Origin of the sequence: Cupriavidus nantongensis, assembly GCF_041726985.1 — a bacterium.
Classification (GTDB): Bacteria; Pseudomonadota; Gammaproteobacteria; order Burkholderiales; family Burkholderiaceae; genus Cupriavidus; species Cupriavidus nantongensis_A.
Map to the genome: position 1 here is coordinate 2,696,312 of NZ_CP168303.1, position 25,095 is coordinate 2,721,406.

21 protein-coding genes, 1 tRNA gene and 2 pseudogenes are annotated in these 25,095 nt (G+C 67.8%); 8 read left to right on the top strand and 16 right to left on the bottom strand.

The genetic code is table 11. From position 1 onward, the window contains the following. Positions 1–8: 8 nt before the first annotated feature. The 4 genes from ACEI37_RS23685 to ACEI37_RS23700 form a co-directional block, all read right to left on the bottom strand. Positions 9–812, bottom strand: coding sequence for a phosphoadenylyl-sulfate reductase (locus ACEI37_RS23685; protein WP_373378404.1), 804 nt, complete (start codon positions 810–812; stop codon positions 9–11). Beyond that, positions 809–1,402 (bottom strand): DUF934 domain-containing protein, encoded by a 594-nt coding sequence (locus tag ACEI37_RS23690; RefSeq protein ID WP_373378405.1) that lies wholly within the window; start codon positions 1,400–1,402, stop codon positions 809–811. Before ACEI37_RS23690 ends, ACEI37_RS23685 begins: the two co-directional genes overlap by 4 nt. A 16-nt stretch (positions 1,403–1,418) precedes the next feature. Continuing rightward, complete coding sequence (locus ACEI37_RS23695) at positions 1,419–3,101, bottom strand: nitrite/sulfite reductase (protein WP_373378406.1); 1,683 nt, start codon at positions 3,099–3,101, stop codon at positions 1,419–1,421. Positions 3,102–3,248: 147 nt separating this feature from the next. Beyond that, entirely contained in the window at positions 3,249–4,022 is a 774-nt protein-coding gene (locus tag ACEI37_RS23700) for a sulfite exporter TauE/SafE family protein (protein WP_373378407.1), read from the bottom strand. A 164-nt stretch (positions 4,023–4,186) separates the two neighbouring features. Between ACEI37_RS23700 and ACEI37_RS23705 the strand changes: the two genes are divergently transcribed. From ACEI37_RS23705 to ACEI37_RS23720, 4 genes are all read left to right on the top strand, one after another. After that, complete coding sequence (locus tag ACEI37_RS23705) at positions 4,187–5,128, top strand: CysB family HTH-type transcriptional regulator (protein ID WP_373378408.1); 942 nt, start codon at positions 4,187–4,189, stop codon at positions 5,126–5,128. An 87-nt stretch (positions 5,129–5,215) separates the two neighbouring features. After that, complete coding sequence (locus tag ACEI37_RS23710) at positions 5,216–6,373, top strand: methyltransferase (protein WP_373378409.1); 1,158 nt, start codon at positions 5,216–5,218, stop codon at positions 6,371–6,373. An 80-nt stretch (positions 6,374–6,453) separates the two neighbouring features. Continuing rightward, positions 6,454–7,617 carry an ABC transporter substrate-binding protein gene (locus tag ACEI37_RS23715; RefSeq protein ID WP_373378410.1) on the top strand — a complete coding sequence of 388 codons (1,164 nt, stop codon included), beginning with the start codon at positions 6,454–6,456 and terminating at the stop codon, positions 7,615–7,617. Then, positions 7,601–8,551, top strand: coding sequence for an NAD(P)-dependent oxidoreductase (locus tag ACEI37_RS23720; RefSeq protein WP_373378411.1), 951 nt, complete (start codon positions 7,601–7,603; stop codon positions 8,549–8,551). The genes ACEI37_RS23715 and ACEI37_RS23720 overlap by 17 nt, the downstream gene beginning before the upstream one ends. 22 nt (positions 8,552–8,573) lie before the next feature. Here the strand turns inward: ACEI37_RS23720 and ACEI37_RS23725 are convergent, their stop codons facing one another. Further along, entirely contained in the window at positions 8,574–9,494 is a 921-nt protein-coding gene (locus tag ACEI37_RS23725; protein ID WP_373378412.1) for an alpha/beta hydrolase, read from the bottom strand. Between the two features lie 162 nt (positions 9,495–9,656). Here ACEI37_RS23725 and ACEI37_RS23730 point away from each other — a divergent pair. Beyond that, positions 9,657–9,741: transfer RNA gene (locus tag ACEI37_RS23730), tRNA-Leu, on the top strand. 38 nt (positions 9,742–9,779) lie between these two features. Here ACEI37_RS23730 and ACEI37_RS23735 read toward each other — a convergent pair. Together ACEI37_RS23735 and ACEI37_RS23740 are read right to left on the bottom strand one after the other, a co-directional pair. Beyond that, positions 9,780–10,063 (bottom strand): annotated as a pseudogene (locus ACEI37_RS23735) (BrnA antitoxin family protein). After that, positions 10,041–10,295, bottom strand: a pseudogene (locus tag ACEI37_RS23740) (BrnT family toxin); the annotation flags it as partial. The pseudogenes ACEI37_RS23740 and ACEI37_RS23735, both read right to left, overlap by 23 nt. Positions 10,296–10,508: 213 nt before the next feature. Here ACEI37_RS23740 and ACEI37_RS23745 point away from each other — a divergent pair. From ACEI37_RS23745 to ACEI37_RS23755, 3 genes are all read left to right on the top strand, one after another. After that, positions 10,509–11,252, top strand: a complete 744-nt coding sequence (locus ACEI37_RS23745) for a M48 family metallopeptidase (RefSeq protein WP_373378413.1) — start codon at positions 10,509–10,511, stop codon at positions 11,250–11,252. A 419-nt stretch (positions 11,253–11,671) separates the two neighbouring features. Next, on the top strand, positions 11,672–13,357 hold the full coding sequence (gene aspT, locus ACEI37_RS23750; protein ID WP_373378414.1) for an aspartate-alanine antiporter: 1,686 nt from the start codon (positions 11,672–11,674) through the stop codon (positions 13,355–13,357). Positions 13,358–13,451: 94 nt separating this feature from the next. Then, the gene (locus ACEI37_RS23755; RefSeq protein WP_373378415.1) at positions 13,452–15,077 is read left to right on the top strand and encodes a bifunctional aspartate transaminase/aspartate 4-decarboxylase; all 1,626 of its coding nucleotides are present in this window, start codon (positions 13,452–13,454) and stop codon (positions 15,075–15,077) included. A 77-nt stretch (positions 15,078–15,154) separates the two neighbouring features. On the opposite strand, the gene hutG is transcribed toward ACEI37_RS23755, so the two are convergent. The 9 genes from hutG to ACEI37_RS23800 form a co-directional block, all read right to left on the bottom strand. Further along, positions 15,155–15,967 carry an N-formylglutamate deformylase gene (gene hutG / locus ACEI37_RS23760; protein ID WP_373378416.1) on the bottom strand — a complete coding sequence of 271 codons (813 nt, stop codon included), beginning with the start codon at positions 15,965–15,967 and terminating at the stop codon, positions 15,155–15,157. Positions 15,968–16,000: 33 nt separating this feature from the next. Beyond that, positions 16,001–17,407 (bottom strand): formimidoylglutamate deiminase, encoded by a 1,407-nt coding sequence (locus ACEI37_RS23765; RefSeq protein WP_373378417.1) that lies wholly within the window; start codon positions 17,405–17,407, stop codon positions 16,001–16,003. Then, positions 17,404–18,657 (bottom strand): imidazolonepropionase, encoded by a 1,254-nt coding sequence (gene hutI / locus ACEI37_RS23770; RefSeq protein ID WP_373378418.1) that lies wholly within the window; start codon positions 18,655–18,657, stop codon positions 17,404–17,406. The genes ACEI37_RS23765 and hutI overlap by 4 nt, the downstream gene beginning before the upstream one ends. Beyond that, entirely contained in the window at positions 18,654–19,256 is a 603-nt protein-coding gene (locus tag ACEI37_RS23775; RefSeq protein WP_373378419.1) for a HutD family protein, read from the bottom strand. Before ACEI37_RS23775 ends, hutI begins: the two co-directional genes overlap by 4 nt. Then, complete coding sequence (gene hutU / locus ACEI37_RS23780; RefSeq protein WP_373378420.1) at positions 19,253–20,953, bottom strand: urocanate hydratase; 1,701 nt, start codon at positions 20,951–20,953, stop codon at positions 19,253–19,255. The genes ACEI37_RS23775 and hutU overlap by 4 nt, the downstream gene beginning before the upstream one ends. 75 nt (positions 20,954–21,028) lie before the next feature. Then, the gene (hutH, locus tag ACEI37_RS23785) at positions 21,029–22,603 is read right to left on the bottom strand and encodes a histidine ammonia-lyase (protein WP_373378421.1); all 1,575 of its coding nucleotides are present in this window, start codon (positions 22,601–22,603) and stop codon (positions 21,029–21,031) included. A 63-nt stretch (positions 22,604–22,666) separates the two neighbouring features. Further along, positions 22,667–23,428: a histidine utilization repressor gene (hutC, locus tag ACEI37_RS23790; RefSeq protein WP_373378422.1), complete on the bottom strand. Its 762-nt coding sequence runs from the start codon at positions 23,426–23,428 to the stop codon at positions 22,667–22,669. Between the two features lie 6 nt (positions 23,429–23,434). Continuing rightward, complete coding sequence (locus tag ACEI37_RS23795) at positions 23,435–24,214, bottom strand: ABC transporter ATP-binding protein (protein ID WP_012353726.1); 780 nt, start codon at positions 24,212–24,214, stop codon at positions 23,435–23,437. Beyond that, positions 24,211–25,080, bottom strand: a complete 870-nt coding sequence (locus tag ACEI37_RS23800) for an ABC transporter permease (RefSeq protein WP_373378423.1) — start codon at positions 25,078–25,080, stop codon at positions 24,211–24,213. Before ACEI37_RS23800 ends, ACEI37_RS23795 begins: the two co-directional genes overlap by 4 nt. Between the last annotated feature and the right edge of the window lie 15 nt (positions 25,081–25,095).

Consider the following 25,095-nt stretch of genomic DNA (forward strand, 5'->3'; position numbering starts at 1 on the left):
TTCCGGCCTCAATGCTTGATGTTCTGTTCGTGCAGCCCGCACTCTTTCGAGTCCTTCGACTCCCACCACCACCGTCCCGCGCGCACATCCTCGCCCGCGCGTACCGCGCGCGTACACGGCTCGCAACCGATGCTGGGGTAGCCCTTGGCGTGCAGGTCGTTGAGCGGCACCTGGTGGCGCTTCAGGTAGGCCCAGACCTCGGCCTCGCTCCAGTCCGCCAGCGGGTTGAACTTGGGGATGCCGCGGGCTTCGTCCAGTTCTTCGAACGGCAGCTCGGCGCGGGTCACGGCCTGCTCGCGGCGCTGGCCGGTCAGCCAGGCGTCGGCGTGCGACAGCGCGCGGTTGAGCGGCTCGACCTTGCGGATGCCGCAGCACGACTTGCGCGCGTCGATGCTGTCGTAGAAGCCGTTCAGCCCGTGCTTCTTCAGGTAGTTCTCGACCGCCTCGGCATCCGGCGTGAACCGCTCGATGGTGTAGCCGTAGTGCGCCTGCACCTTGTCCAGCACCGCCAGGGTCTCGGCGTGCAGACGCCCGGTCTGCAGCGTGAACACGCGGATGCCCGCGCGCACGGCTTCGCTGCCGCGCAGGATCGCGTCGGTCAGCACCATGTCCTCGGCCGCCAGGCTCGAGGCAAAGCGCGCGCGGAAGAAGCGGCCGGCGATGCCCGCCAGGCGCTCGGCCAGCTCGCGCTCCTTCTGCTCCAGCGCTTCGATGCTGTCGGTGTACTCGGGCGCGACCCACAGCGCTGGCGGCCGCAGCGCGGATACCGCGCCGGCCTCCACCACGGGGATATCGCTCAGCACGGTGCTCATGCCGTTTCCCTCGGCTGCGCGCCGACCTCGGCGCGTGCGCGGCGGAACAGCGGCAGCGGCTCGTCGACCGACGCCTGGTAGGTCACGGTGAACTCGGTAAAGCCCTTGATCGCGTCGTCGATGCTCTTGTCCGCACGCACGGCGAAGGCATCGAAGCCGCAGCGCTTCATGAAGTTGAGCTGGTCGCGCAGCACGTCGCCGATGGCGCGCAGCTGGCCCTGCCACTTGTAGCGGGTACGCAGCAGGTAGGCGGTGGAGAAGCCGCGGCCGTCGCGGAACACCGGGAAGTCGACCGCCACCAGCGACACGCGATCGAAGTATGCGGCGGCATCGCCCGGCTCGTCTTCCGGGGCCAGCCACACACCGGTGCGGGCCGCGTCGCGGCCGGCCAGCAGCGCTTCATTGGCCTTCCACACCGACAGCGGGAACAGCACCGCGTCCTGGCTTTGCACGGCAGCTGTAATGCGCTCTTCGGTGAGCGGCTGCTCTTCCGTCGCGCGCAGCACGGTCCAGTTGTCTTCGACGATCACCGGGGTGACGTTGGCACTGCCGGTTGCATCCGGGCGTTGCAGTTGAATGATCTTTGCCATGTTCAGTCTCCGGTCCTCAGGCTTCGGCCCGCTCGCGCGGCTGCTTGTCTGCGTAGACACGCTCCTTGAACGGGGCGATGCCGATGCGGGACAGGGTTTCGATAAAGCGCTCGTCCTCGATGCGGTTTGCGACGAAAGTGTCGATGATGCGGCTCACCACGTCGGGCATTTCCTCGGCGCTGAACGACGGGCCGATCACCTTGCCCAGCGCGGTCTGGTTGCCCTGCGCGCCGCCCAGCGTGACCTGGTACCACTCCGAACCGTCCTTGTCGACGCCCAGCACGCCGATATTGCCGACGTGGTGGTGGCCGCAGGCGTTGATGCAGCCCGAGATGTTCAGCGAGATCTCGCCCAGGTCATGGACGTAGTCGAGGTCGTCGAAGCGGTCCTGGATCGCCTGCGCGATCGGGATCGACTTGGCGTTGGCCAGCGAGCAGAAGTCGCCGCCGGGGCAGGCGATGATGTCGGTCAGCAGGCCGATGTTCGGCGTCGCCAGGCCGGCCTTCTTTGCCAGTTGCCACAGTTCGTAGAGGTCCTGCTTCCTGACGTCCGGCAGCACCAGGTTCTGCTCGTGCGCGACGCGCAGCTCGCCGAAGCCAAACTGGTCGGCCAGGTCGGCCACGGTTTCCATCTGCGCGTCGGTGGCATCGCCCGGGGGTGAGGCCACGCCCGGCTTGGTCGACAGCGTCACCGCGGCGTAGCCGGGCACCTTGTGGCCGTGCACGCTGCGGCTGACCCAGCGCGCGAAGGCCTTGTCCTCGAGCAGGTGCTTTTCGTACGAGGCGTCGGTATCGGCCAGCTTTTCATACGCGGGCGGCGTGAAGTACTGCGCCACGCGGTCGAATTCGGCCTGCGTCAGCGTGGCCGGGCCATCCTTGCTGTGCTGCCATTCTTCCTCGACTTCCTGGGCGAACTTTTCGGCGCCGATCGCCTTCACCAGGATCTTGATGCGGGCCTTGTACTTGTTGTCGCGGCGGCCGTAGCGGTTGTAGACGCGGATCGCCGACTCGATGTAGGTCAGCATGTGCTGCCACGGCAGGTCGTCCTTGATGATCGTGCCCAGGATCGGCGTGCGGCCGAGGCCGCCGCCGGCCAGGATGCGCAGGCGCACCTCACCGTCGGCATTCTTGTAGGCATAGACGCCGATGTCGTGCATCTGCACCACGGCGCGGTCGTCGGCCGACGCCGAGATCGCGATCTTGAACTTGCGCGGCAGGAAGGCGAATTCCGGCTGGAACGTGCTCCACTGGCGCAGCAGCTCGGCCAGCACGCGCGGGTCGACCGACTCGTCCGGCGCCACGCCGGCGAAGTGGTCGGTGGTGATGTTGCGCACGCAGTTGCCCGAGGTCTGGATGGCGTGCATCTCGACGCTGGCCAGCTCGGCCAGCACGTCGGGGACGCGCTCCAGTTCCATCCAGTTGTACTGGATGTTCTGGCGGGTCGAGAAGTGGCCGTAGCCGCGGTCGTATTCGCGCGCGATATGGGCCAGCTTGCGCATCTGCTTCGACGACAGCAGGCCGTACGGAATCGCCACGCGCAGCATGTAGGCGTGGCGCTGCATGTACAGGCCGTTCTGCAGCCGCAGCGGCAGGAATTCTTCCTCGGTCAGCTCGTCCGACAGGCGGCGGCGCACCTGGTCACGGAACTGGGCGACGCGCTCGGCGACGATGCGCTGGTCATATTGGTCGTACTGATACATGGCGGGGTCCGTTCAGTATTCGTTAAATGTTTTGGGAGGCTGTTTCAAAATGAAGCGAAGCGGTTCTGACTAGGCGCGCGGCCGCAGGCAGTACAAGCAGTACGACAAGGCCGCGCAACGACGTCAGAATCATTTTTAAACAGCCTCCTAGGAAACGAGCTTGATGGCGACGAGCGTCAGCGTCGTCGCCAGGGCGGCACGCACCAGCCGCTCGGGCAGCGCCCGCGACAGTTGCGCGCCCAGCCAGATGCCGGGGATAGAACCCACCAGCAGCGCCAGCAGCAAATTCCAGTCGACCGTGCCAAGCCAAACGTGGCCCAGCCCGGCCAGCGCCGTCAGCGGGACGGCGTAGGCGATGTCGGTGCCGGCCACTTCGGCCGGCTTCATATGGGGATACAGCAGCAGGATCAGGGTGGCGCCAACCGCGCCGGCGCCGATCGACGAGACCGTGACCAGCACGCCGATCACCGCGCCGACGATAATGGTGGCAACGACCTGCTTGCGGCCATGCAGCTGGAAGCGCGGGTTGCGTTCCAGCCAGGCCAGCATCTGGCGGCGGAACAGCAGCGACAGCACCGTCAGCAGCACCGACACGCCGATGGTCACGCGGATCGCATGCAGCCACCGGCCGTCGAGTTCGCCGGCGCTCTTCAGCACCAGGATGGCGGCCACCGCCGCCGGCAGGCTGCCGATGCACAGGCGCCGCACCACCTGCCACTGCACATGGCCGTGGGCGCGATGCGCGATGGTGCCGAATCCCTTGGTGATGGCCGCGAAGGCCAGGTCGGTGCCGACCGCGGTTGCCGGCGAGAAGCCGAACAGCAGCGTCAGCAGCGGCGTCATCAGCGAGCCCCCTCCCACGCCGGTGAGGCCGACGAGGATGCCTACGAACAGACCAGAAACGGTATAGGCCAGGGACATTGGGGACTCGGTGTGGCGTGGCCCGCGGCTCTCGCCGTGGAACTGGCCGCGGCGAGAAGGCGCACCGAGGGCAGGCCGTTCATTAACAAAGTTCGAGAATCGTAATAAACTGGCCTCATACCTCAAACTAATAAGAAGTTGTTTGTTTATACGAACGCAGATATATGAACTTGCACCAGTTTCGCTTCGTGCGGGAAGCCGTCCGGCAGAACTACAACCTGACCGAGGCCGCTAAAGCGCTCTATACGTCACAGCCCGGCGTATCCAAGGCCATCATCGAGCTGGAAGAAGAATTGGGCGTGGATATCTTCACGCGCCACGGCAAGCGCATCCGCAGCCTGACGGAGCCCGGCCGCCGCATCCTGAGCTCGGTCGAGAAAATCCTGCAGGAAGTGGAAAGCCTGAAGCGCGTCGGCATGGACTATGCGGCACAGGACCAGGGCAACTTCACCATAGCCACCACGCACACTCAGGCGCGCTATGCGCTGCCGCGCGTGATCAGCGAGTTCACCAAGCGCTATCCCAAGGTGCGGCTGTCGATCCAGCAGGGCAACCCGGCCCAGATTGCCGACATGCTGCTGCATGACCATGCCGACATCGGCATCGCCACCGAAGGCATCTCCAGCGACAAGAACCTGGTGTCGCTGCCGGGCTACCAGTGGACCCATATGGTGATTACGCCGCCCGAGCACCCGCTGCTCGACAAGAAGCACCTGGCGCTGGAAGACCTGATGGGCTACCCGCTGATCACCTACGATGCCAACTTCGCCGGGCGCACCAAGATCGACAAGGCTTTCGCGCTGCGCCACCTGACGCCGGACATCGTGCTCGAGGCCATCGACGCGGACGTGATCAAGACCTATGTGGAAATCGGGCTGGGCGTGGGCATCGTCGCCGGCGTCGCCTATGATGCCGAGCGCGACCGCAACCTGCGCGGGATTGCCGCCGGGCACCTGTTCGGCAGCAACGTGACCCACTTGGCCGTCAAGCAGGGGGCCTACCTGCGCAGCTTTGTCTACACCTTCATCGAACTGTTCTCGCCGACGCTCAACCGCAAGCTGGTCGAGCAGGCCATGTCCGGCGAACACGAAGCCTACGAACTCTGAGGCGGCCACCGCTGCCGCCCCGCTCTATATAAGAAGTCAATCCACGATGCCTGCCCTGCACATCCCCACCTGCCGTCCGGAGGTCCTGTGAGCGACCTGCCCCGCATTCACTGGACCGAAAACGGCGTCGAGCACAGCGCCGCCTGGCGCTCCGAGGCTGGCCTGCCGCCGCCGCGGCGCGTGGTCGTCGCCGACGACACCACCAGCGCCGACAGCGCCTACCGCCTTGCCTGCGAAGGCACCGCGCTGCTGTGGCGGGGCGATTTCCAGAACGCGCGACAGCTGCTGAACGCGCTCGCGCGCCGCACCGAGCGCAAGCCCAAAAAGGCCAGCCGCCCCGGCCACAAGGCACGGGACAAGAGCCAGGCCGCGTCGCCCACCGAGGCCTTCCACCTGCACCGGCTGGCGCAGTCGCAGCGCGCGCGCACGCTGGGCATGCTGCTGCTGCCGTTCGAGGCCGGCCACCAGATCCCGCTGCGCCGCGCGCCCGATGTGCAGGAAGCGTGCGAACAGGTCTACGGCCCGGCCAGCGAACCCTACGTAGCCTCGCTGCGCGAGCTGCTGGGCATGATCGGCGCATTCGAGTGGCGCAGGAAGGGTGTCGAGATCCCGGCGCTGGAAGACCGCATCCACCCGTGGTACGGCGTGTTCTCGCCGGTGCGCGGCGAATACATCGACCTGGTCGCGGCCGAGCCGCTGCCGGCCAAGACGCTGGCCTTCGATATCGGCACCGGCACCGGCGTGCTGGCCGCGGTGCTGGCCCGCCGCGGCGTGCAGCGCGTGGTGGCCACCGACCAGGACCCGCGCGCGCTGTCCTGCGCGCGCGAGAACATCGCCCGGCTCGGCTACGCCGCGCAGGTCGAGGTGGTCGAGGCCGACCTGTTCCCCGCCGGCCGCGCGCCGCTGGTGGTATGCAACCCGCCGTGGGTGCCGGCACGGCCCAGCTCGCCGGTCGAGCGCGCCGTCTATGATCCCGACAGCGCCATGCTGCGCGGCTTCCTGCAAGGGCTGGCCGAGCACCTGGAACCCGGCGGCGAGGGCTGGCTGCTGCTGTCCGACCTGGCCGAGCACCTGGGCCTGCGCCAGCGCGACGAACTGGCGAGCTGGATCGAAGCGGCGGGGCTGAAGGTGCTGGGCCGCTCCGACATCCGCCCGCGCCACCCGCGCGCGGCCGATGCGGCCGACCCGCTGCATGCGGCGCGCTCGGCCGAAGTGACCTCGCTCTGGCGCCTGGGCGTGCGCTGATGCCGCTGCGGCGGGGCCACGGTGCCCCGCCGGCCGACTTCGGCTATCCTTTCCCGTCACATATAAGAACGGAGGAGACCATGCTGAAGCTGCCCCTGCGCCCCCTGCTGCTGGCTGGCGCGCTGTACCTTGCCGGCGCCGCCCATGCCGACATCCGCGTCGGCATCGATGTGTCCACCACCGGGCCGGCCGCCTCGATTGGCATCCCGTCCAAGAACACCGTGCTGATGTGGCCGCCGACGCTGGGCGGCCAGAAGGCGCACTACATCATCCTGGACGACGGCACCGACCCGGCGGCCGCGGTGCGCAACGTGCGCAAGCTGATCTCCGAGGAGAAGGTCGACGTGATCGTCGGCCCCAACATCACGCCCACCGCGATCGCCGCGCTCGACGCCGTGGCCGAGGGCGAGACCCCGATGGTGGCGCTGGCCGCCTCGGCCGCCATCGTCGAGCCGCAGACCGATGCCAAGCGCCGCTGGGCCTTCAAGATGCCGCAGAACGACTCGCACATGGCCACCGTGCTGACCGAATACATGAGCAACCACGGTGTCAGGACGGTCGGCTTTATCGGCTTTGCCGACGCCTACGGCGAAAGCTGGTGGCGCGAGTTCTCGAAGCTGGCCGAGCTGCGCAAGATCCGGGTGGTCGCCAGCGAGCGCTTCTCGCGCAACGACACCTCGGTCACCGGGCAGGTGCTCAAGCTGATGGCGGCCAACCCGGACGCGATCCTGATCGCCGGCGCCGGCACGCCATCGGTGCTGCCGCAGAAGACGCTGGGCGAGCGCGGCTACAAGGGCAAGGTCTACCAGACCCACGGCATCGCCACCTGGGACTTCCTGCGCATGGGCGGCAAGGACGTGGAAGGCACGCTGTTCCCGACCGGGCCGGTGGTGGTCGCGCGCCAGCTGCCCGAGAGCCATCCGGTGCGCAAGGTCGCGCTGGACTTCGTCAATCGTTACGAAGGAAAGTACGGCGCCGACAGCGTGACGCAGTTCGCCGGCGATGCCTGGGGCGCTTGGATGCTGCTCGACGACGCCGCCCGCCGCGCGCTCAGGAGCGGCGCACAGCCCGGCACGCGCGAGTTCCGCGCGGCCATGCGCGACGCGCTGGAAACCACCACCAATCTCACCATCCCCAACGGCGTGATGAACCTGAACCCGAAGGACCACCAGGGCTTCGACCAGCGTTCGCGCGTGATGGGGGTGATCCGCAACGGCAAGTTTGCCTATGCGGGCGACAAGTAGCCCGCCGCATCGACGCATCAAGGCAACAACGCATCACGAAAGGAAGCCTGGCATGAGCACCACTCCCACCCCCGTCACCATCGCCTTTATCGGCCTGGGCGCCATGGGCTCGCACATGGTGCGCCACCTGCTGGCCGCCGGCCACACCGTGCGCGCCTTCGTGCGCCGCCCGGAAGCCGCCGAGGCCGCGCGCTCGCTGGGGGCGGAACCGTTCTTCACGCCCGCCGAGGCGGCCCGCGGCGCCAGCGTGGTCTTCACCAACGTGACCTCGTCCGAAGACGTGCGCGAGGTGCTGCTGGGCGCGCAGGGCGTGATCCACGGGGCCGCGCCCGGCGCCATCTGCATCGACCACAGCACCATCTCGCCCATCGTCACGCGCGAGATCGCCGCGGCGCTGGAAGCGCGCGGCATCGAGGCGCTCGACTGCCCGGTCTCAGGCGGCACCATGGGCGCCGAGGCCGGCACGCTGACCATCATGGTCGGCGGCAAGGCCGAGATGCTGGAACGCGTGCGCCCGCTGCTGGAGCGGCTCGGCAAGACCATCACCCATATCGGCGACCACGGCGCCGGCCAGGTCGCCAAGCTGTGCAACCAGATCGCCCAGGTAGTCAATATCGAAGGCATTGCCGAAGCGATGCGCTTTGCCGCCGCGCAGAACGTCGACACCGGCCGCGTGTTCGAGGCCATGGCCACCGGCATGGCCGGCAGCCGCATGCTCGACCTGATGGGCCCCAAGATGGTGGCGCGCAACTTTGCCGCCGGCATCGAGGCGCGGCTGCACGACAAGGACTTCGGGCTGGCGCGCGATATCGCCGAGGAAATCGGCCTCGAGCTGCCGGCGATGCAGGCCACCTCGGCGCAACTGCGCGTGCTGATGGAGAAAGGCTGGGGCAAGGACGATACCTCGTCGCTGCTGCGCGTGCTGGAGGGCTGAGGTCGCGGCGAGCGTCGGCGACTCAGCGCTCCACCAGCCGCAGCACCGCTTGCGTCAGCGCGCCATCCGCGCTGGCCAGGCTGTCCAGCACGTTGAAATGATGGCAGTCCGGCAGCACCAGGTCGCTCGCCGCCGGATGCGCCACCTTGGCCGGCCACGCCGCGCGGATCAGCGCATGCTGACGGTGGTATTCGTCCGCCTCCAGCTCGCCCACCGCGATTGCCAGCGGTGCATCGTCGGCCGGCGCCATGTACGCGGGCGATAGCCGCGCGACATCCGCTTCCGACAGCTGCAGGTCGCACTGCAGGAAAGCCGCGCGCCGCAGCGGCTCCATGTCGTACAGCCCGCTCACCGAGAGCCCGCCTCGGACCAGCCCTGCAGGCAGGTCGGCGCCAAACTGCGGCCAGCGCGCGGCCATCAGCATCGCCACCAGGTGGCCGCCCACCGAATGTCCCGCCACGAACAGCCGCTGCGGGTCATGGCCGAGACGGTCCGCCTGCCGGTACAGCCAGGCCACGCTGTGCAGCACCTGCTGCACGATCTCCGGCACCGTCGCCGCCGGCACCAGCGTGTAGTTGACCACCGCCACCGACACCCCCAGCGCCGGCAGCGCGCTGGCGACGAAGCTGTGGTCGTGCTTGTCCAGCGCGCGGTAATAGCCGCCATGCACGAACACCAGCAGCGGCGGCAAGGCCCCGTTGGCGCGCTGCGCCGGGAAGTAGTCCAGGGTCTCGCCAGACGCATGGCGCGAGTCCGCGCCGGCATAGCTCAGGTCCGCCAGGTACGGGCCGCGCGCGCGCACCTGTGCGGACCACTGCGCCCATCGCGCCAGATGCGTGGGGTTGTCCGGCACATTGGCGCGGTTGTTGTACTCGCGGTCATAGAAGGCGGGATCCTGCGAAGGCAGGCTGGCAAGGCGCGCAAGCAAGTCTGGGTCGGTCATGGCGGTCGGGGGCACAATCGGTACGGTTGGCGGGCGCAGGACTGGACGCCATGCTACCGGATTTGCGTGACCCCGGACCGACCCGGCGCCGGTTGTCCGGTGGCTGGATTTGCGGCATAATCCCCGGCTCAGCCCGGCATCGGTTCCGATGCCGTCACACCTGCCCGGGTGGTGAAACAGGTAGACGCAGGGGACTCAAAATCCCCCGCCGCAAGGCGTGTCGGTTCGAGTCCGACCCCGGGCACCAGATTTTCTTCCAAAGCAACAAGCCAATAAGCCGTCGGCTCAGACCTCGATTTCGTCGAGCTTGTGCGTCTTCAGCCAGTCGCGAACCAGCACATTGAGCCGCGTCTGCCAGCGCGGTCCGCTTGCCTTCAACGCCTCGAGGACATCGTCGTCAAGGCGTACCGTCGTGGCAGTCTTGGTGGTACCGCGCGGACGGCCGCGCCCTCGTCTGACGAGCTTGTCCCCATCCAGCAAGTCGGCCTGCTTGAAAAACTCGTCAGTCAGCTCGGGCGCGTCATCGGGATCAACCCAGTACTGGAGGTAGCGCGCTTGTTCCCGTTCATTGGCTTTCCTCATGCTGATAATGCGGCGTGCCTCGCCGCGCGTGGTCCACACCATGACGACCATGCGGCCATCCAGCATCCCGACAGTGATATAGCGCGGCTCGGGATAGCGTTCCCGAGCGTCTTCGCCTGTGAAATGCATGCCTGCGAAAACCTCGAAGGCTCGCGCAAAATCGAGCCCGCGTTCGCCAAGGGTCTTGTCTCGCTTGGCGGGATCGAACTCGATGATCACGGGATTAATTGTACTTACAAATATTAATGGCCGGCAAGGGTGTTTTGTACGTGCCAAATTAGCCCTGCAACACCAGCCGGTTCGGTCACATCGCTTATACCTGCAATGCCTTCCGGCCGACGTTTCAAGGTGTGTCGGACAGCGCCCACTGGTGCCCCGGGGCGGGGCTTCCTATCCTATGGCATTGCCATCCCCTCAAACCCCGGAGCGACCATGAGCCGACTGACCCTATCCGCCCTCGCCTGCGCCGCGCTGATGGCCGGCTGTGCCGGCGCCAACATGGAAAGCCTGACCCAGGCCGGCGGCAGCCTGTTCACCGCCGCCACGCTGTCCGACAGCAACGTCAAGACGCTGTCGGACCAGTCCTGCGCCGAGATGGACAAGAAGAACACTATCGCGGCGGCCAACAGTACCTACGCGCGGCGCCTGGCCACCGTGATGAGCGGCCTCGGCAATACCGGGCTGCCGCTCGACGCCAAGGTCTACGTGACCAAGGACATCAATGCCTGGGCCATGGCCAACGGCTGCGTGCGCGTCTACAGCGGGCTGATGGACCTGCTCAGCGATGATGAAGTGCGTGGCGTGGTCGGCCACGAGATCGGCCATGTGGCGCTCGGCCACACCAAGGCGGCGATGCAGGTGGCCTACACCGCGGCCGCGGCGCGTGGCTTGCTGGGGTCGACCGGCATCGCTTCGCTGACGGCGCTGTCGTCGTCGCAGATCGGCGCGCTGGCCGAGCAGTTCGTCAATGCGCAGTTCTCTCAGCGCCAGGAAACCGCGGCCGACGACTACTCCTTCGACCTGCTGACGAAGAACGGCGCCAACCGCCAGGCGCTGGCGTCCGCGTTCCGCAAGATGTCGCAACTCGATGGCGGGCAATCAAGCATGCTGAGTTCGCACCCGGGTTCGCTCGAGCGCGCCAAGCATATCGAAGCACGCCTGGCCGGCGGGCGCTGAGCCCGGCGCATGGGTCCCTGCCGCCGCACCCATCCGGGTGAGGCGGTCCCCTACCTTTGGCGGGTGCGCGCCGCGCCCTGGCGCGCCGCCATCGAACCCGCTCCGCGCAGCCGCGCCATCCCGCGCGCGCTTTGTTGACTGCGTTTAATTCACCGACAAAAGCTTTCACTACGCCGGCCCCGGAGCGGCAGAGATAATCCTCTCGCTGCCTCGACACGGCCATGCCGTCGCACGTGCTGCGTGCGTGCCGACATCGCAAACGTCCAGCGTCGCCACGATCGCCCTCGCGCCCAGGGCCGGTATGCCGCGCCACGCACCGCGGCACCTGCGCGCCCCGCCTGCGAGGCCGAGCCCCCAGCGCCCCCACGCCCTGATGCCACAACTCGCCCAACCTGCCTCACTCGTTCCAGGAGCCTTCGATGGATTGGTTGCATGAGATTTTCCAGAAGTCGCCCGAGTCCGCGCTGTTCCTTGCGCTGGCGGTCGGTTACGCGATCGGCAAGATCACGTTCGGGCGTTTCCAGCTGGGCGGCGTGGCTGGCTCGCTGCTGGCCGCGGTGGTGATCAGCCAGGTTGGCGTCGAGATCGACAACGGCGTCAAGGCGGTGATGTTCGCGGTCTTTATCTACGCGGTGGGCTATGAAAGCGGCCCGCAGTTCTTCAACTCGCTGAACCGCAGCTCGCTGCGCGAGATCGCCATGGCGGTGTTCATGGCGGTGTGCGGCCTGGTCACGGTGGTGGTGCTGGCCAAGCTGTTCCATCTCGACAAGGGACTCGCGGCCGGCCTCGCCGCCGGCGGCATGACACAGTCGGCCATTATCGGCACCGCCGGCGACGCCATCACCAAGCTGGGCCTGCCGCCCGACCAGGTCAAGACCATGCAGGCCAACGTCGCCATCGGCTACGCGGTGACCTATGTGTTCGGCTCGCTCGGCGCCATCATTGTCTGCGTCAACATCCTGCCGCGCTTCATGAAGACGGACCTGAAGACCGATGCCAAGAAGGTCGAGGCCCAGCTCAACGGCGGCCTGCCGCAGTACGGCCCGGGCCAGCGCGGCGCGCTGCCGCGGCTGGTCGGCCGGCTGTATCGCGTCAACGATGCGACCGGACAGACCGTCGCGCAGCTGGAGATGGGCGGCGAGGACCTGGTCACCGTGGAGAAAGTGCAGCGCGCCGGCAAGCAGCTGGAGGTCACGCAGGACCTGGTGCTGCAGCATGACGACCTGGTGCTGCTGGTGGGACGCCGCGACGCCGTCGTGCCGACCGCCGCGCAGATCGGCGAGGAAGTGGCCGATGCCGACGGCATGGGCGCGGTGATGCAGTCGCGCAACGTGGTGTTCACCGCCAAGGGCATGAACAACAAGACCGTGGCCGAGATCGTCGACATGGTCGGGCGCGACATGCGCCATGGCGTCTATATCGAGCGCATCGAACGCTATGACCACCCGCTGCCGCTGCTGCCCGAGCTCAAGCTGCAGCACGGCGACGTCATCACGCTCTACGGCACCCCGGCCGATACCAAGCGCGCGGCGCAGAGCGCCGGCTATGAGTTGGTGCCGAGCGAGAAGACGGACTTCGTCTACTTCGGCGCGGGCGTGCTGGTCGGCCTGCTGGTGGGCCTGCTGGTCTGGCGCATCGGCTCCATCCCGCTGACGCTGGGCGCCGGCGGCGGCGCGCTGCTGTCCGGCCTGGTGTTCGGCTGGGCCCGCTCCAAGCACAAGATGTTCGGCGCCATGCCGACTGCCGCGTGCCAGCTGCTGAAGGACTTCGGCCTGGCCGCGTTCGTCGCCATCGTCGGCATCAACTCAGGCCTGCAGGCGGTGACCACGCTGCGCCAGAGCGGCCTGACCATCTTCATCCTGGGCGCGGTGGTGACGTTGCTGCCGCTGTTCCTGACCATGCTGTTCGGCCGCTACGTGCTGAAGTACGACAACGCCGCGCTGCTGGCCGGCGCGCTGTCGGGATCGCGCAGCGCCAACCCCGCCTTCGGCGGCATCCTCGACAAGGCCGAAAGCCCGGTGCCGACGGTGCCGTTCGCCATCACCTATGCGCTCGCCAACGTGCTGCTGACGTTGCTGGGCCCGCTGGTGGTGGGCCTGGTCTAGCGCGTTTCCCTTTGCCCTCTCCGCTGCTGCGCGGGCCGTGCCGCCGGTGCCGGCCCGCCAACCCAACCGACAAGCGTCTACACAGGAGCAAGCCATGAGCAAGTTCGATATCTCCAAGCTGTCCAGCCTCTCGCCGTTCGAACTGAAGGATGAACTGATCAAGCTGGCCAGCAGCGACGCCGAGCGCCTGATGCTCAACGCCGGCCGCGGCAACCCCAATTTCCTGGCGACGGTGCCGCGCCACGGCTTCTGGCAGCTCGGCCTGTTCGCGATGCGCGAATCGGAGCGCTCGTTCTCGTACATGCCGGAGGGCGTCGGCGGGTTCCCGCGCCGCGAAGGTATCGAAGAACGCTTCGACCTGTTCGCGCGCGAATTTTCCGACACCCCGGGGGTGAAGTTCCTGGCCGGCGCGGTGTCGTATGTGCGCGACCAGCTCGGCCTGAGCGCGGGCGACTTCCTCTACGAGATGTGCGAAGGCATCCTGGCCTGCAATTACCCGGTGCCCGACCGCATGCTCAGGCTGTCGGAAAACATCGTCAGCCAGTACATCCGCAAGGAGATGATCGGCAATCATCCCTTCATCGGCGACTTCGACCTGTTCGCGGTCGAAGGCGGCACCGCGGCCATGACCTACCTGTTCAACACCATCCGCGAAAACCACCTGCTCAAGGCCGGCGACACCATCGCGCTGGGCATGCCGATCTTCACGCCGTATATCGAGATCCCGGAACTGAACGACTACCAGCTGGTGGAGCTGTCGGTCGACGCCGATCCGGATTCGCGCTGGCAGTATTCGAAGGAGCAGCTCGACAAGCTGCGCGATCCCAAGGTCAAGGCCTTCTTCCTGGTCAACCCGAGCAACCCGCCGTCGGTGCGCATGAGCGACGAGAGCCTGGAATACCTGGCCTCGATCATCGAGGAACGGCCCGACCTGATCATCCTGACCGACGATGTCTACGGCACCTTTGCCGACAACTTCGTCTCGCTGTTCGCGATGTGCCCGCGCAATACCATCCTGGTGTATTCGTTCTCGAAGTACTTCGGCGCGACCGGCTGGCGCCTGGGCGTGATCGCGACGCATCGCGACAATATCTTCGACCTGCAGATCGGCAAGCTGCCGGAAGCCACGCGCCAGGAGCTGAACAAGCGCTACAGCTCGATCACCACCGAGCCGCAAAAGCTGAAGTTCATCGACCGCCTGGTCGCCGACAGCCGCACGGTGGCGCTGAACCACACCGCCGGCCTGTCGACGCCGCAGCAGGTGCAGATGGTGCTGTTCTCGCTGTTCTCGCTGATGGATACGCCGGACGACTACAAGAACGCGATGAAGCGGCTGATCCGCAGCCGCAAGGCCGCGCTGTACCGCGAGATCGGCATTGCGCCGGATGCTGACGACCCCAACGCCGTCGACTACTACACGCTGCTCGATCTGGAGCAGCTCGGCGGCAAGGCGCTCGGGCCGGACTTCGTCAAATGGGTGCTGAATTCGGTCGAGCCCAACGAGCTGCTGTTTCAGCTGGCCGACGAGGCTGGCGTGGTGCTGCTGCCGGGCCGCGGCTTCGGCACCCGCCATCCGTCAGGCCGCGTGTCGCTGGCCAACCTGAACGAAGCGGACTACGCCAAGATCGGGCGCTCGATCCGCAAGCTGTTCGAGGTCTATGTGGAGAAGTACAACGAGGTCACCGGCAGCAAGGCGAACAAGCACGTGGTGAAGAAGTAAGCCCGCACCGGCGTGCCACGGGCCCGGCATTGCGCCGGGCCTTTTTTCGTGCTGCCGTTCTTTCGTCCTGCTGCCTTTCAGCGCGACTCGACGAATTCCAGCACCGTCGCCAGCATGCCGCGCAGCGCCGGCTGCAGCGCCGTGGCGCGCGCCTCGTCATAGGCGAACGGATACACCTCGGCCATGTAGGCGCACTGCGACAGCTCCAGCTGCACCGCGTGCACGCCATTGGCCGGCTTGCCGTATTGCCGCGTGATGTAGCCACCCTTGAAGCGGCCATTGAGCACCGCGGTGTGGCCCGGCACCGCACTGGCCTGTTCCAGCAGCTGGCCGGCGAGCGCGGCGTCGCAGCTGTCGCCATTGGCGGTGCCGAGGTTGAAATCGGGCAGCTTGCCGTCGAAGAAGCGCGGCAGCACCGAGCGGATCGAATGCGCGTCCCACAGCGCGACCGTGCCATGCTCGGCCTTCAGCCGTGCCAGCTCGTCGGCCAGCGCCTGGTGGTACGGGCGCCAGATCGCGTCGCGGCGCGCGGCGATTTCGGCGTCGTCGGGACCGTTGCCGTCAGCATAGAGCGGCGTCTTGTCGAAGGTATCGACCGGGCACAGGCCGGTGGTGTCCTGGCCGGGATACAGGTTGGCGTTGTCGGGCGGGCGGTTCAGGTCGACCACGTAGCGCGAGTGCGTGGCCGCCAGCACCGACGCGCCCAGTTCGCGGGCGAAGTCGTACAGGCGTTCCAGGTGCCAGTCGGTGTCAGGCACGATGCGGGCCTCGGCGGTCAGGCGCTGCGAGACCGATGCGGGCAGGTGCGTGCCGACATGCGGCATCGATACCAGCAGCGGGCGCGTGCCCCGGTGCAGGGTGAAGGCGGGGGTATCGGTGGAAAAGGACATGGTGGTTGCGATGCGGTGGGCGTGGGCCCGGTTTCAGTCGGCCAGCAGGCTGGCGCGCGCCGCGATGAACAGGCGCCCGGCTTCCGCCTGCAGCGGATGCGCGCCATGCTGCACGCGGCTGCGGCCGGCGGTGCGGACTTCCGCTAGTGTCTCATGGCCGTGGCAGGCGAACACGTGCGTGGCCAGTGCCTGCGGCCCGTCGAGCCCCGCCAGCGTGGGATGCGCGCCGTCCAGCACGACGAAATCGGCCTGCTGGCCTACTGCCAGTCCGGCCACCGCGCGACCCGCTGCACGTGCGCCGCCGGCCACCGCTTCCAGGTACAGGCGGTCGGCCACCTGCGCGTGGGTGTCGGATGCCAGCACGTTGCGCCGCTGCAGGCCGAGCCGCTGGCCGTACTCGAACAGCCGCAGCTCCTCCGCCACGCTGACGCTGGCATGGCTGTCCGAGCCGATGCCCCATGCGCCCTGCTGCGCCAGGTAGGGCGCGGCCTCGAACACGCCGTCGCCCAGGTTGGCCTCGGTGGTCGGGCAGATGCCGGCCACCGCGCCGCTGTGCGCGAGGCGCCGGCGCTCGTCCCAGTCCATATGGGTGGCATGCACCAGGCACCAGCGCGCATCGACCTCGACATGGTCGAACAGCCACGCCACCGGGCGCGTGCCCGACCACGCGATGCAGTCGTCGACCTCCTTCTGCTGCTCGGCGATATGGATATGGACCGGCGCCTGCGCGTCGATCGCGCGCAGTCCCGCCAGCGCATGCACCAGGCTTGCCTCCGGCACCGCGCGCAGCGAGTGCGGTGCCAGCCCGAGGCGCGCGCCGGACTGCGCGCAAGCCGGTTGCAGCCGTTCCAGCAGCTTCAGCATGGCATCGGTGTCGTGCAGGAAGCGCCGCTGCCCCGCCAGCGGCGCCTGGCCGCCAAAGCCCGCGCTCTGGTACAGCACCGGCAGCAGCGTCATGCCGATGCCGGTGCGCTGCGCCGCGCGCAGCAGCCGCAGCGACATCTCGGCGGCATCGGCATAGGGCCTGCCGCCTTCGTCGTGATGCACGTAGTGGAACTCGCACACGCTGGTGTAGCCCGCGCGCAGCATCTCGATATAGAGCTGGGTCGCGACCGCCTCCAGCGTGTCGGGCGAAAGCCGCTGCGCGAAGCGGTACATCAGCGTGCGCCAGCTCCAGAACGAATCGGCGCCGGCCGGATCGTCGCCCTGCGGCCGGCTGCGGAATTCGGTCAGGCCGGCAAAGCCGCGCTGGAACGCATGCGAATGCAGGTTGGGCATGCCCGGCAGCACCGGGCCTGCCGCCCGCGACACGCCGGCGGCAGGCGCCGCGCCCGGCTGCACGGCGGTGAAGCGGCCGTGCTCGTCCCACGCCAGCAGCACGTCGCGGGCCCAGCCATCCGGCAGCAGCGCAAACGGCGCGAACAGTTGCGTGCCGCTCATGCCGTGGCTCCCGCGCAGCCATGGACGCGCCCCTGCCGCACCACCGTCGCGACCGGATTGCGGCCGAACCAGTACGCCAGCTCGGCGGGCGAATCGATGCGCCACAGTGCGAAATCGGCAGTCCGTCCCACGGCCAGCCGCCCGTGGCGATCGGCGGTGCCCAGCGCGCGCGCCGCGTGCGCGGTGACGCCGGCCAGCGCCTCGGGCACCGTCAGGCGGAACAGCGTGCACGCCATATTCATCATCAGCAGCAGCGAGGTCACCGGCGAGGTGCCGGGGTTGTGGTCGGTGGAGATCGCCATCGGCACGCCATACTGGCGCAGCAGCGCGATCGGCGGCAGCTTGGTGTCGCGCAGGAAGTAGTAGGCGCCCGGCAGCAGCACCGCGACCGTGCCGGCTTCGGCCATCGCGGCCACGCCCGCTTCGTCCAGATGTTCGAGATGGTCGGCCGACAGCGCGCGATGGCGTGCCGCCAGCGCGGCGCCGCCCAGGTTGCTGAGCTGCTCCGCATGCAGCTTGATGCGCAGCCCGTGGCGCGCGGCGGCTTCGAACACCCGTTCCGTCTGCGCGAGCGAGAAACCGATCGACTCGCAGAAGGCATCGACGGCATCGACCAGGCCCTCTTCGGCCAGCGCCGGCAGCATGGTGTCGCAGACCAGCTCGATATAGTCGTCGGCGCGGCCCGCGTATTCCGGCGGCAGCGCATGCGCGCCAAGGAAGGTGGTGTAGACCGAGACCCCGAAGTGCTCGCCCAGCCGGCGCGCCACGCGCAGCTGCTTGCGTTCGGATTCCAGGTTCAGGCCATAACCGGACTTGATCTCGATGACGGTGACGCCCTCGGCCAGCAGCGGCTGCAAGCGCGCCGCCGCCTGCGCGAACAGCGTGTCTTCGTCGGCTGCACGCGTGGCGCGCACCGTCGAGACGATGCCGCCGCCGGCGCGCGCGATCTCTTCGTAGCCGGCACCGGTCAGGCGCATGGCGAATTCGTCGGCGCGCTGGCCACCGTAGACCAGGTGCGTGTGGCAATCGACCAGCCCCGGCGTGACCCAGGCACCGTTGGCATCATGGCGCGGCGCGGCGCGCCAGGCTTCGGGCAGGTCCACTGCCGTGCCAAGCCAGGCGATGCGTCCGTGTTCGACCACCAGCGCGGCATCGCGGATGGCCTGCGCGGGATCGGCATCGGGCAGCAGGTGGCAGTTGTGCCAGACACCGTCCGCGCTGGGCGCGGCGGATGCAGAAGTCATGGTCATTGACCGGGCTCCATCTCGAGGGTGACGCACAGGCACAGCGCGGCGTCACCGGCAGGTTCAAACGCAAGGGTCGATGCGGTAGCGGCCGGGGCTAACAGCAGGCCATCGCCCGCTTGCAGCGGCGTGGCGGCGTCCGGCGCCTGCCAGGCACCGCTGACGGCCAGCAGGCACAGCGCATGGGAGCCGGTGCTGACCGCAAACCCTGCGCGGAACGCTTCGACGCGCGCACGGCAGTGTCCGCGCCGCGTCATCACGTTGAAATCGCGCGTGGCGCCGTCGAGCAGCGTTGCCTGCAGGCTGGTATCGCCCGAAAACGCGAACGGCTCGCCGACGCTGGCCAGGCGATGGCTGAAGCTGCCGTCGTCCGCGCGCAAGGTCACGCCCGCGCCGTCGAGCAGCACGATCTGGCGGTCGATGCCAGGGAACGCCGAGAACGGTCCATCGCTTTCGATATCGGCGACGCTCAGGCGCCAGACAAAGTCATCCATGCCCGCACCTGTCGGCCACACCGCGATCTCGCGCGTGTTGCCGCCGCCATTCTTCCAGCGTGTGGGCGCGATGTCGGCCAGCGTGAAGGATTGAAACAGCGATGCACTCATACGCCCCTCACCATCGGCAGGTCCAGGCCCTTCTCGTGCGCGCAGGCGATGGCAAGGTCATAGCCCGCATCCGCATGGCGCATCACGCCGGTGGCCGGATCGTTCCACAGCACGCGCTCGATGCGCTTTGCCGCCGCGTCGGTGCCGTCGCACACGATCACCACGCCGGAATGCTGCGAGAAGCCCATGCCCACGCCGCCGCCATGGTGCAGGCTGACCCAGGTGGCGCCGCCGGCGGTGTTCAGCAGCGCGTTCAGCAACGGCCAGTCGGACACCGCGTCGGAGCCGTCGCGCATGGCCTCGGTCTCGCGGTTGGGCGACGCCACCGAGCCGCAGTCCAGATGGTCGCGGCCGATCACCACCGGCGCTTTCAGCTCGCCCGACTTCACCATCTCGTTGAAGGCCAGCCCGGCGCGATGGCGCTCGTCCAGCCCCACCCAGCAGATCCGCGCCGGCAGGCCCTGGAAGGCGATGCGGTCGTGCGCCATGTCGAGCCAGCGATGCAGGGCCTTGTCCTCGGGGAACAGCTCCTTCATCTTGGCGTCGGTCTTGTAGATATCCTCGGGATCGCCCGACAGCGCGACCCAGCGGAACGGCCCCTTGCCGCGGCAGAACAGCGGGCGGATATAGGCCGGCACGAAGCCGGGGAAATCGAAGGCGTTCTGCACGCCTTCGTCGAACGCGACCTGGCGGATGTTGTTGCCGTAGTCGACCGTGGGCACGCCCATCTTCTGGAAGTCGAGCATGGCCTGCACGTGTTTGACGATGGACGGACGCGCGGCGGCCTCCACCGACTTGGGATCGTGCTGGCGCGCTTGCTCCCATTGCGCGACGCTCCAGCCTTGCGGCAGGTAGCCGTTGACCAGGTCGTGCGCCGAGGTCTGGTCGGTGACGATATGCGGGCGCATGCCGCCAGCCTGCGCGCGCTTTGCCAGTTCCGGCACGATGTCGGCGGCATTGCCGAGCAGGCCGACCGAGATCGCCTCCTTCTTTGCGGTGGCCTCGGCGATCATCGCCAGCGCCTCGTCCAGCGTGGTGGCCTTCTTGTCGAGGTAGCGCGTGCGGATGCGGAAGTCGATGCGCGATTCCTGGCATTCGATCGCCAGCACGCACGCACCCGCCAGCACGCCCGCCAGCGGCTGCGCGCCGCCCATGCCGCCGAGGCCCGCGGTCAGGATCCACTTGCCCGACAGGTCGCCGTTGTAGTGCTGGCGTCCGGCCTCGACAAAGGTCTCGTAGGTGCCCTGCACGATGCCCTGCGTGCCGATGTAGATCCACGAGCCCGCGGTCATCTGGCCGTACATCATCAGCCCGGCGCGATCGAGCTCATTGAACTTGTCCCACGTAGCCCAGTGCGGCACCAGGTTGGAGTTGGCGATCAGTACGCGCGGCGCATCGGGATGCGTGCGAAACACGCCGACCGGCTTGCCCGACTGCACCAGCAGCGACTCGTCTTCGCCGAGCCGGCGCAAGCTGTCCAGGATGGCGTCGAAGCATTCCCAGTTGCGCGCGGCCTTGCCGATGCCGCCGTACACCACCAGGTCCTGCGGCCGCTCGGCCACGTCGGGATCCAGGTTGTTCTGGATCATGCGGTAGGCGGCTTCGATCAGCCAGTTCTTGCAGTGCAGCTGGGTACCGCGCGGCGCGCGGATCTCGCGCTGGCCGCGTTGCAGGGATTGGGATTCGGGAGCGTTCATGTGTTGTTCTCCTTTTGGGATGGCGCTGGTGGCGCGATCGTTTCTGGTGCCGCTTGGTGCGTGATTGGGGCTGGCTCAAGCAGCGTTGGTCGGCAAAATTGCCCTCACCGCAGCCGGCCATCCCGCCCCCGCATCTCCCTGCACCACCCACTGCTTCATCGCTTCGATATCCGGCGCCAGGTATCGGTCGCCTTCGACAAAATCCACCCGCGCGCGGATGCGGGCCAGTTCCTGCTCCACCAGCGGCGACGACTTCAGCGGCCGGTGGAATTCGATGCCCTGCGCCGCGGCCATGGCCTCGATGCCGACCACCACCGCGGTGTTGGCCGCCATCTCGCCCAACCGGCGCGCGCCGTAGGTGGCCATCGACACGTGGTCTTCCTGGTTGGCCGAGGTCGGCAGGCTGTCGACGCTGGACGGATGCGCCAGCGACTTGTTCTCCGAGGCCAGCGCGGCGGCCGTCACCTGCGCGATCATGAAGCCCGAATTCAACCCGCCGTCGCGCACCAGGAACGGCGGCAGACCCGACAGGCCGGTATCGAGCAGCAGCGCCAGCCGGCGCTCGGAGATCGCGCCGATCTCGGCGATCGCCAGCGCAATGATGTCGGCGGCGAAGGCCACCGGCTCGGCGTGGAAATTTCCGCCAGAGACCACATCGCCCTGCTCCGAGAACACCAGCGGGTTGTCCGACGCGGCATTGGCTTCGATCTGCAGGATGCGCGCGGCGTGCTGCAGATTGTCCAGGCACGCGCCCATCACCTGTGGCTGGCAGCGGATCGAATACGGGTCCTGCACGCGGCCGCAGGCCTTGTGCGAGTCGACGATCTCGCTGCCGTCGAGCATCGCCCGCACGGCGCCGGCCACGGCGATCTGGCCGGCCTGGCCGCGCGCCGCATGGATGCGGGCATCGAACGGCTTGACCGAGCCCTTGATCGCCTCCAGCGACAGCGCGCCGGCGACCAGACCCGCGGCAAAGGCGTCTTCGGCGGCAAACAGGCCGGCCAGCGCCAGTGCGGTCGACACCTGGGTGCCATTGAGCAGCGCCAGCCCTTCCTTGGGGCCCAGTTCGAAGGCCTGCAGGCCGGCATGCGCCAGGCCTTCGGCGGCCGGCATGCGCTTACCGCCCACCAGCACTTCGCCCACGCCGATCAGCGTGCACGACATATGCGCCAGCGGCGCCAGGTCGCCCGAGGCGCCGACAGAACCCTTGGCCGGGATGCACGGCGTCACGCCGTGGTTGACCAGCGCCAGCAAGGCCTCGATCAGTTCCGGTCGCACGCCCGAATGGCCGCGCGCCAGGCTGACCGCCTTGGTCGCCAGGATCAGCCGCACGGTGTCTTCGGCCAGGTCCGGGCCAGTGCCGACGCTGTGCGACAGCACCAGGTTGCGCTGCAGCTGCGCCAGCTTGTCGTTGGGGATGCGCGTCTGCGCCAGCTTGCCGAAGCCGGTGTTGATGCCGTAGACCACGGCGTCGGCGTCGATGATGTCCTGCACCGTGGCCTGCGCGGCACGCACGCCCGCCCCGGCGGAATCGGCCATGGCCAGGCGCACTTCGCCGCGATAGATGCGGCGCAGGTCGGCCAGGGTGACTTGGCCCGGCTGCAGGGTCAGCAGCGGACGGGAGGCTTGGTCATGTAGGCTGGCAGTCATTTGTATGTTCCTGTCTATACAGCTTAGGTAAAAATTTGAGGGTGCAGGCAGATTCTTGTGGAATCAGCCGAACGCGGGGTTGCCGTCGGCGCGGAAGCGGCTGCCGAGGCGATAGCGGTTACCCGGATGCAGGCAGCGCACGAAAGTCACCGGCACCCCGTTGGTCCAGGTGCGGCGCGTCAGCATCAGGCAGGCCTGCGTGGGGGGCATTTCCAGCTGCGCGGCCTGCTCCGGCGTTGCGGCAATGGCGTCGACGACATGCTCGACCTGGTCGTAGGGCACGTGGCGCAGCAGGTATTCGCCGGGCTGGGTCTCGCTGAAATCCTGCGTGATGAAATCGGGCGCCACGCGCGGGTTGACGTAGCGGTCTTCCAGCTGCACCGGCACGCCATCCTCGCGGTGCACGCAGACCGAGTGATAGACCGACTCGCCGGTGCGCAGCTCCAGCGCCGCGGCCACCTCGATCGACGCCGAGACCCGCTCCACCAGGATCACGTCGCAGGCGTAGTCGTGCCCGCGCATGCGAATCTCGTCTTGCAGGTTGACCACCGACAGCAGCGTCGACTGCGGCTTGTGCTCGGCGACGAAGGTGCCCACGCCGGCTACGCGAACCACCCGGCCCTGCTCCTGCAGCTCGCGCAGCGCCCGGTTGACGGTCATGCGCGAGACGCCGAAGCGGTTCACCAGCTCTTGCTCCGACGGCACCCGGTCGCCCGGCTGCCACGCGCCGCTCTGGATCTGGCGGGCGATGTACTCCTTCACCTGCTGGTAGAGCGCGGTGGGAGAGGCAGAAGCGGAAGTCGGGGTGCCGGCGGCGTGGTTCATAAGGTCTTAGTGCTCGGCCGCGGCCATGGCCTCGGCGCGGATTTCCTCGGTCAGCCGCGCCTTGAGCGCGGAGAACTCCGGAGTGGTCTTGATCGTGTAATGGCGCGGATGCGGAAAATCGACCGCGATCTCGCTCTTGATCCGACCCGGCCTGGCGGAAAACACCGCCACCCGGTTGGCCATGAAGATGGCCTCGTCGATATCGTGGGTCACGAATAATACCGTCTTGCGCGACGCCTCCCAGATGCCCAGCAGCAGCTCCTGCATCAGCACGCGGGTCTGGTTGTCGAGCGCGCCGAAGGGCTCGTCGAGCAGCAGGATCTTGGGATCGTTGGCAAGCGCGCGCGCAATCGCGGTGCGCTGCTGCATGCCGCCCGACAGCTGCTTGGGGAAATGGTGCTCGAAGCCGCGCAGCCCGACGCGCTGGATAAAGAAGTCGCTGCGCTCCTTCTGCTCGGCCGCGCTCATGCCGCGCTCGCGCAGGCCGAAGCGCACGTTCTGCTCGATCGTCAGCCACGGGAACAGCGTGTACGACTGGAACACCATGCCGCGGTCCGCGCCGGGCGCGAACACCGGCTGGCCGTCGAGCAGCACGCGCCCGCTGGTCGGGGTATCCAGCCCCGCGACGATGCGCAGCAGCGTGGACTTGCCGCAGCCCGACGGGCCCAGGATGGTGACGAAGTCGTTGTCGCGGACCTCGAAGTCGACCGGCTGCAGCGCCAGCGTCTGGCCGCCACGCGGGTTGGAGAAGGTCCGCGAGACCTGCTGGATGGACAGTGCGCTCATTGGATCGAACTCCACGGGAACAGGCGCTGGTTGGCGCGCTTGAAGACAAGGTCCGAGACCAGGCCGATGCAGCCGATCACGATGATGCCGAAGATGATCTGCCCGGTATTGAGCAGCGCCTGGCTGTCGGTGATCATGTGGCCGATGCCCGACGACGAGCCGATCAGCTCGGCCACGATCACGTAGGTCCAGGCCCAGCCCAGCACCAGCCGCAGGATCTCGGCGATTTCCGGCGCCGCGCCCGGGATCAGCACGCGCCGCACGATGCCGGCGCTGTTGGCGCCCAGCGTGTACGCGGCCTCGACCAGGTCCTTGCGCGCGCCGCCGACCGCCACCGCCACCATCAGCACGATCTGGAAGAACGAGCCGATAAAGATCACCAGCAGCTTCTGGGTCTCGCCGATGCCGGCCCACAGGATCAGCAGCGGGATAAAGGCCGACGCCGGCAGGTAGCGGCAGAACGAGACAAAGGGCTCGAAGAAAGCCTCGGCCGCCTTGTACGCGCCCATGAAGATGCCCAGCGGCACCGCTATCACCGCCGCCAGCACAAAGCCGCCGACCACGCGCCACACGGTCATGCCGATGTCGCCGATGAAGTTGTACTCGGTGAACAGGGTCATGCCCTCCCTGGCCATCGTCATCGGGTCGGCCAGGAACGTACGCGGCACGAAGCCGCCCAGCGTCACCACGGCCCACACGCCGAAGAACAGCACGAAGAAGGACAGGCCCAGCATCCAGCGGGTGTTGGGCGCCACCGGCACCAGCGGTGCCAGCCACGGATGGCGCCGGCGCTGCGGCGCGTCACCTGCGGCGGAGGCCGCCACGGCGGCGGCCGGGGCGGGTGAACCTATACGGGCTTGCGTCATGACGTCACGCCTCCT

Coding starts and splice junctions, on each gene's coding strand:
- ACEI37_RS23685 (WP_373378404.1), bottom strand. CDS start 812: ATGAGCACCGTGCTGAGCGATATCCCCGTGGTGGAGGCCGGCGCGGTA.
- ACEI37_RS23690 (WP_373378405.1), bottom strand. CDS start 1,402: ATGGCAAAGATCATTCAACTGCAACGCCCGGATGCAACCGGCAGTGCC.
- ACEI37_RS23695 (WP_373378406.1), bottom strand. CDS start 3,101: ATGTATCAGTACGACCAATATGACCAGCGCATCGTCGCCGAGCGCGTC.
- ACEI37_RS23700 (WP_373378407.1), bottom strand. CDS start 4,022: ATGTCCCTGGCCTATACCGTTTCTGGTCTGTTCGTAGGCATCCTCGTC.
- ACEI37_RS23705 (WP_373378408.1), top strand. CDS start 4,187: ATGAACTTGCACCAGTTTCGCTTCGTGCGGGAAGCCGTCCGGCAGAAC.
- ACEI37_RS23715 (WP_373378410.1), top strand. CDS start 6,454: ATGCTGAAGCTGCCCCTGCGCCCCCTGCTGCTGGCTGGCGCGCTGTAC.
- ACEI37_RS23720 (WP_373378411.1), top strand. CDS start 7,601: ATGCGGGCGACAAGTAGCCCGCCGCATCGACGCATCAAGGCAACAACG.
- ACEI37_RS23725 (WP_373378412.1), bottom strand. CDS start 9,494: ATGACCGACCCAGACTTGCTTGCGCGCCTTGCCAGCCTGCCTTCGCAG.
- ACEI37_RS23745 (WP_373378413.1), top strand. CDS start 10,509: ATGAGCCGACTGACCCTATCCGCCCTCGCCTGCGCCGCGCTGATGGCC.
- aspT (WP_373378414.1), top strand. CDS start 11,672: ATGGATTGGTTGCATGAGATTTTCCAGAAGTCGCCCGAGTCCGCGCTG.
- ACEI37_RS23755 (WP_373378415.1), top strand. CDS start 13,452: ATGAGCAAGTTCGATATCTCCAAGCTGTCCAGCCTCTCGCCGTTCGAA.
- hutG (WP_373378416.1), bottom strand. CDS start 15,967: ATGTCCTTTTCCACCGATACCCCCGCCTTCACCCTGCACCGGGGCACG.
- ACEI37_RS23765 (WP_373378417.1), bottom strand. CDS start 17,407: ATGAGCGGCACGCAACTGTTCGCGCCGTTTGCGCTGCTGCCGGATGGC.
- hutI (WP_373378418.1), bottom strand. CDS start 18,657: ATGACCATGACTTCTGCATCCGCCGCGCCCAGCGCGGACGGTGTCTGG.
- ACEI37_RS23775 (WP_373378419.1), bottom strand. CDS start 19,256: ATGAGTGCATCGCTGTTTCAATCCTTCACGCTGGCCGACATCGCGCCC.
- hutU (WP_373378420.1), bottom strand. CDS start 20,953: ATGAACGCTCCCGAATCCCAATCCCTGCAACGCGGCCAGCGCGAGATC.
- hutH (WP_373378421.1), bottom strand. CDS start 22,603: ATGACTGCCAGCCTACATGACCAAGCCTCCCGTCCGCTGCTGACCCTG.
- hutC (WP_373378422.1), bottom strand. CDS start 23,428: ATGAACCACGCCGCCGGCACCCCGACTTCCGCTTCTGCCTCTCCCACC.
- ACEI37_RS23795 (WP_012353726.1), bottom strand. CDS start 24,214: ATGAGCGCACTGTCCATCCAGCAGGTCTCGCGGACCTTCTCCAACCCG.
- ACEI37_RS23800 (WP_373378423.1), bottom strand. CDS start 25,080: ATGACGCAAGCCCGTATAGGTTCACCCGCCCCGGCCGCCGCCGTGGCG.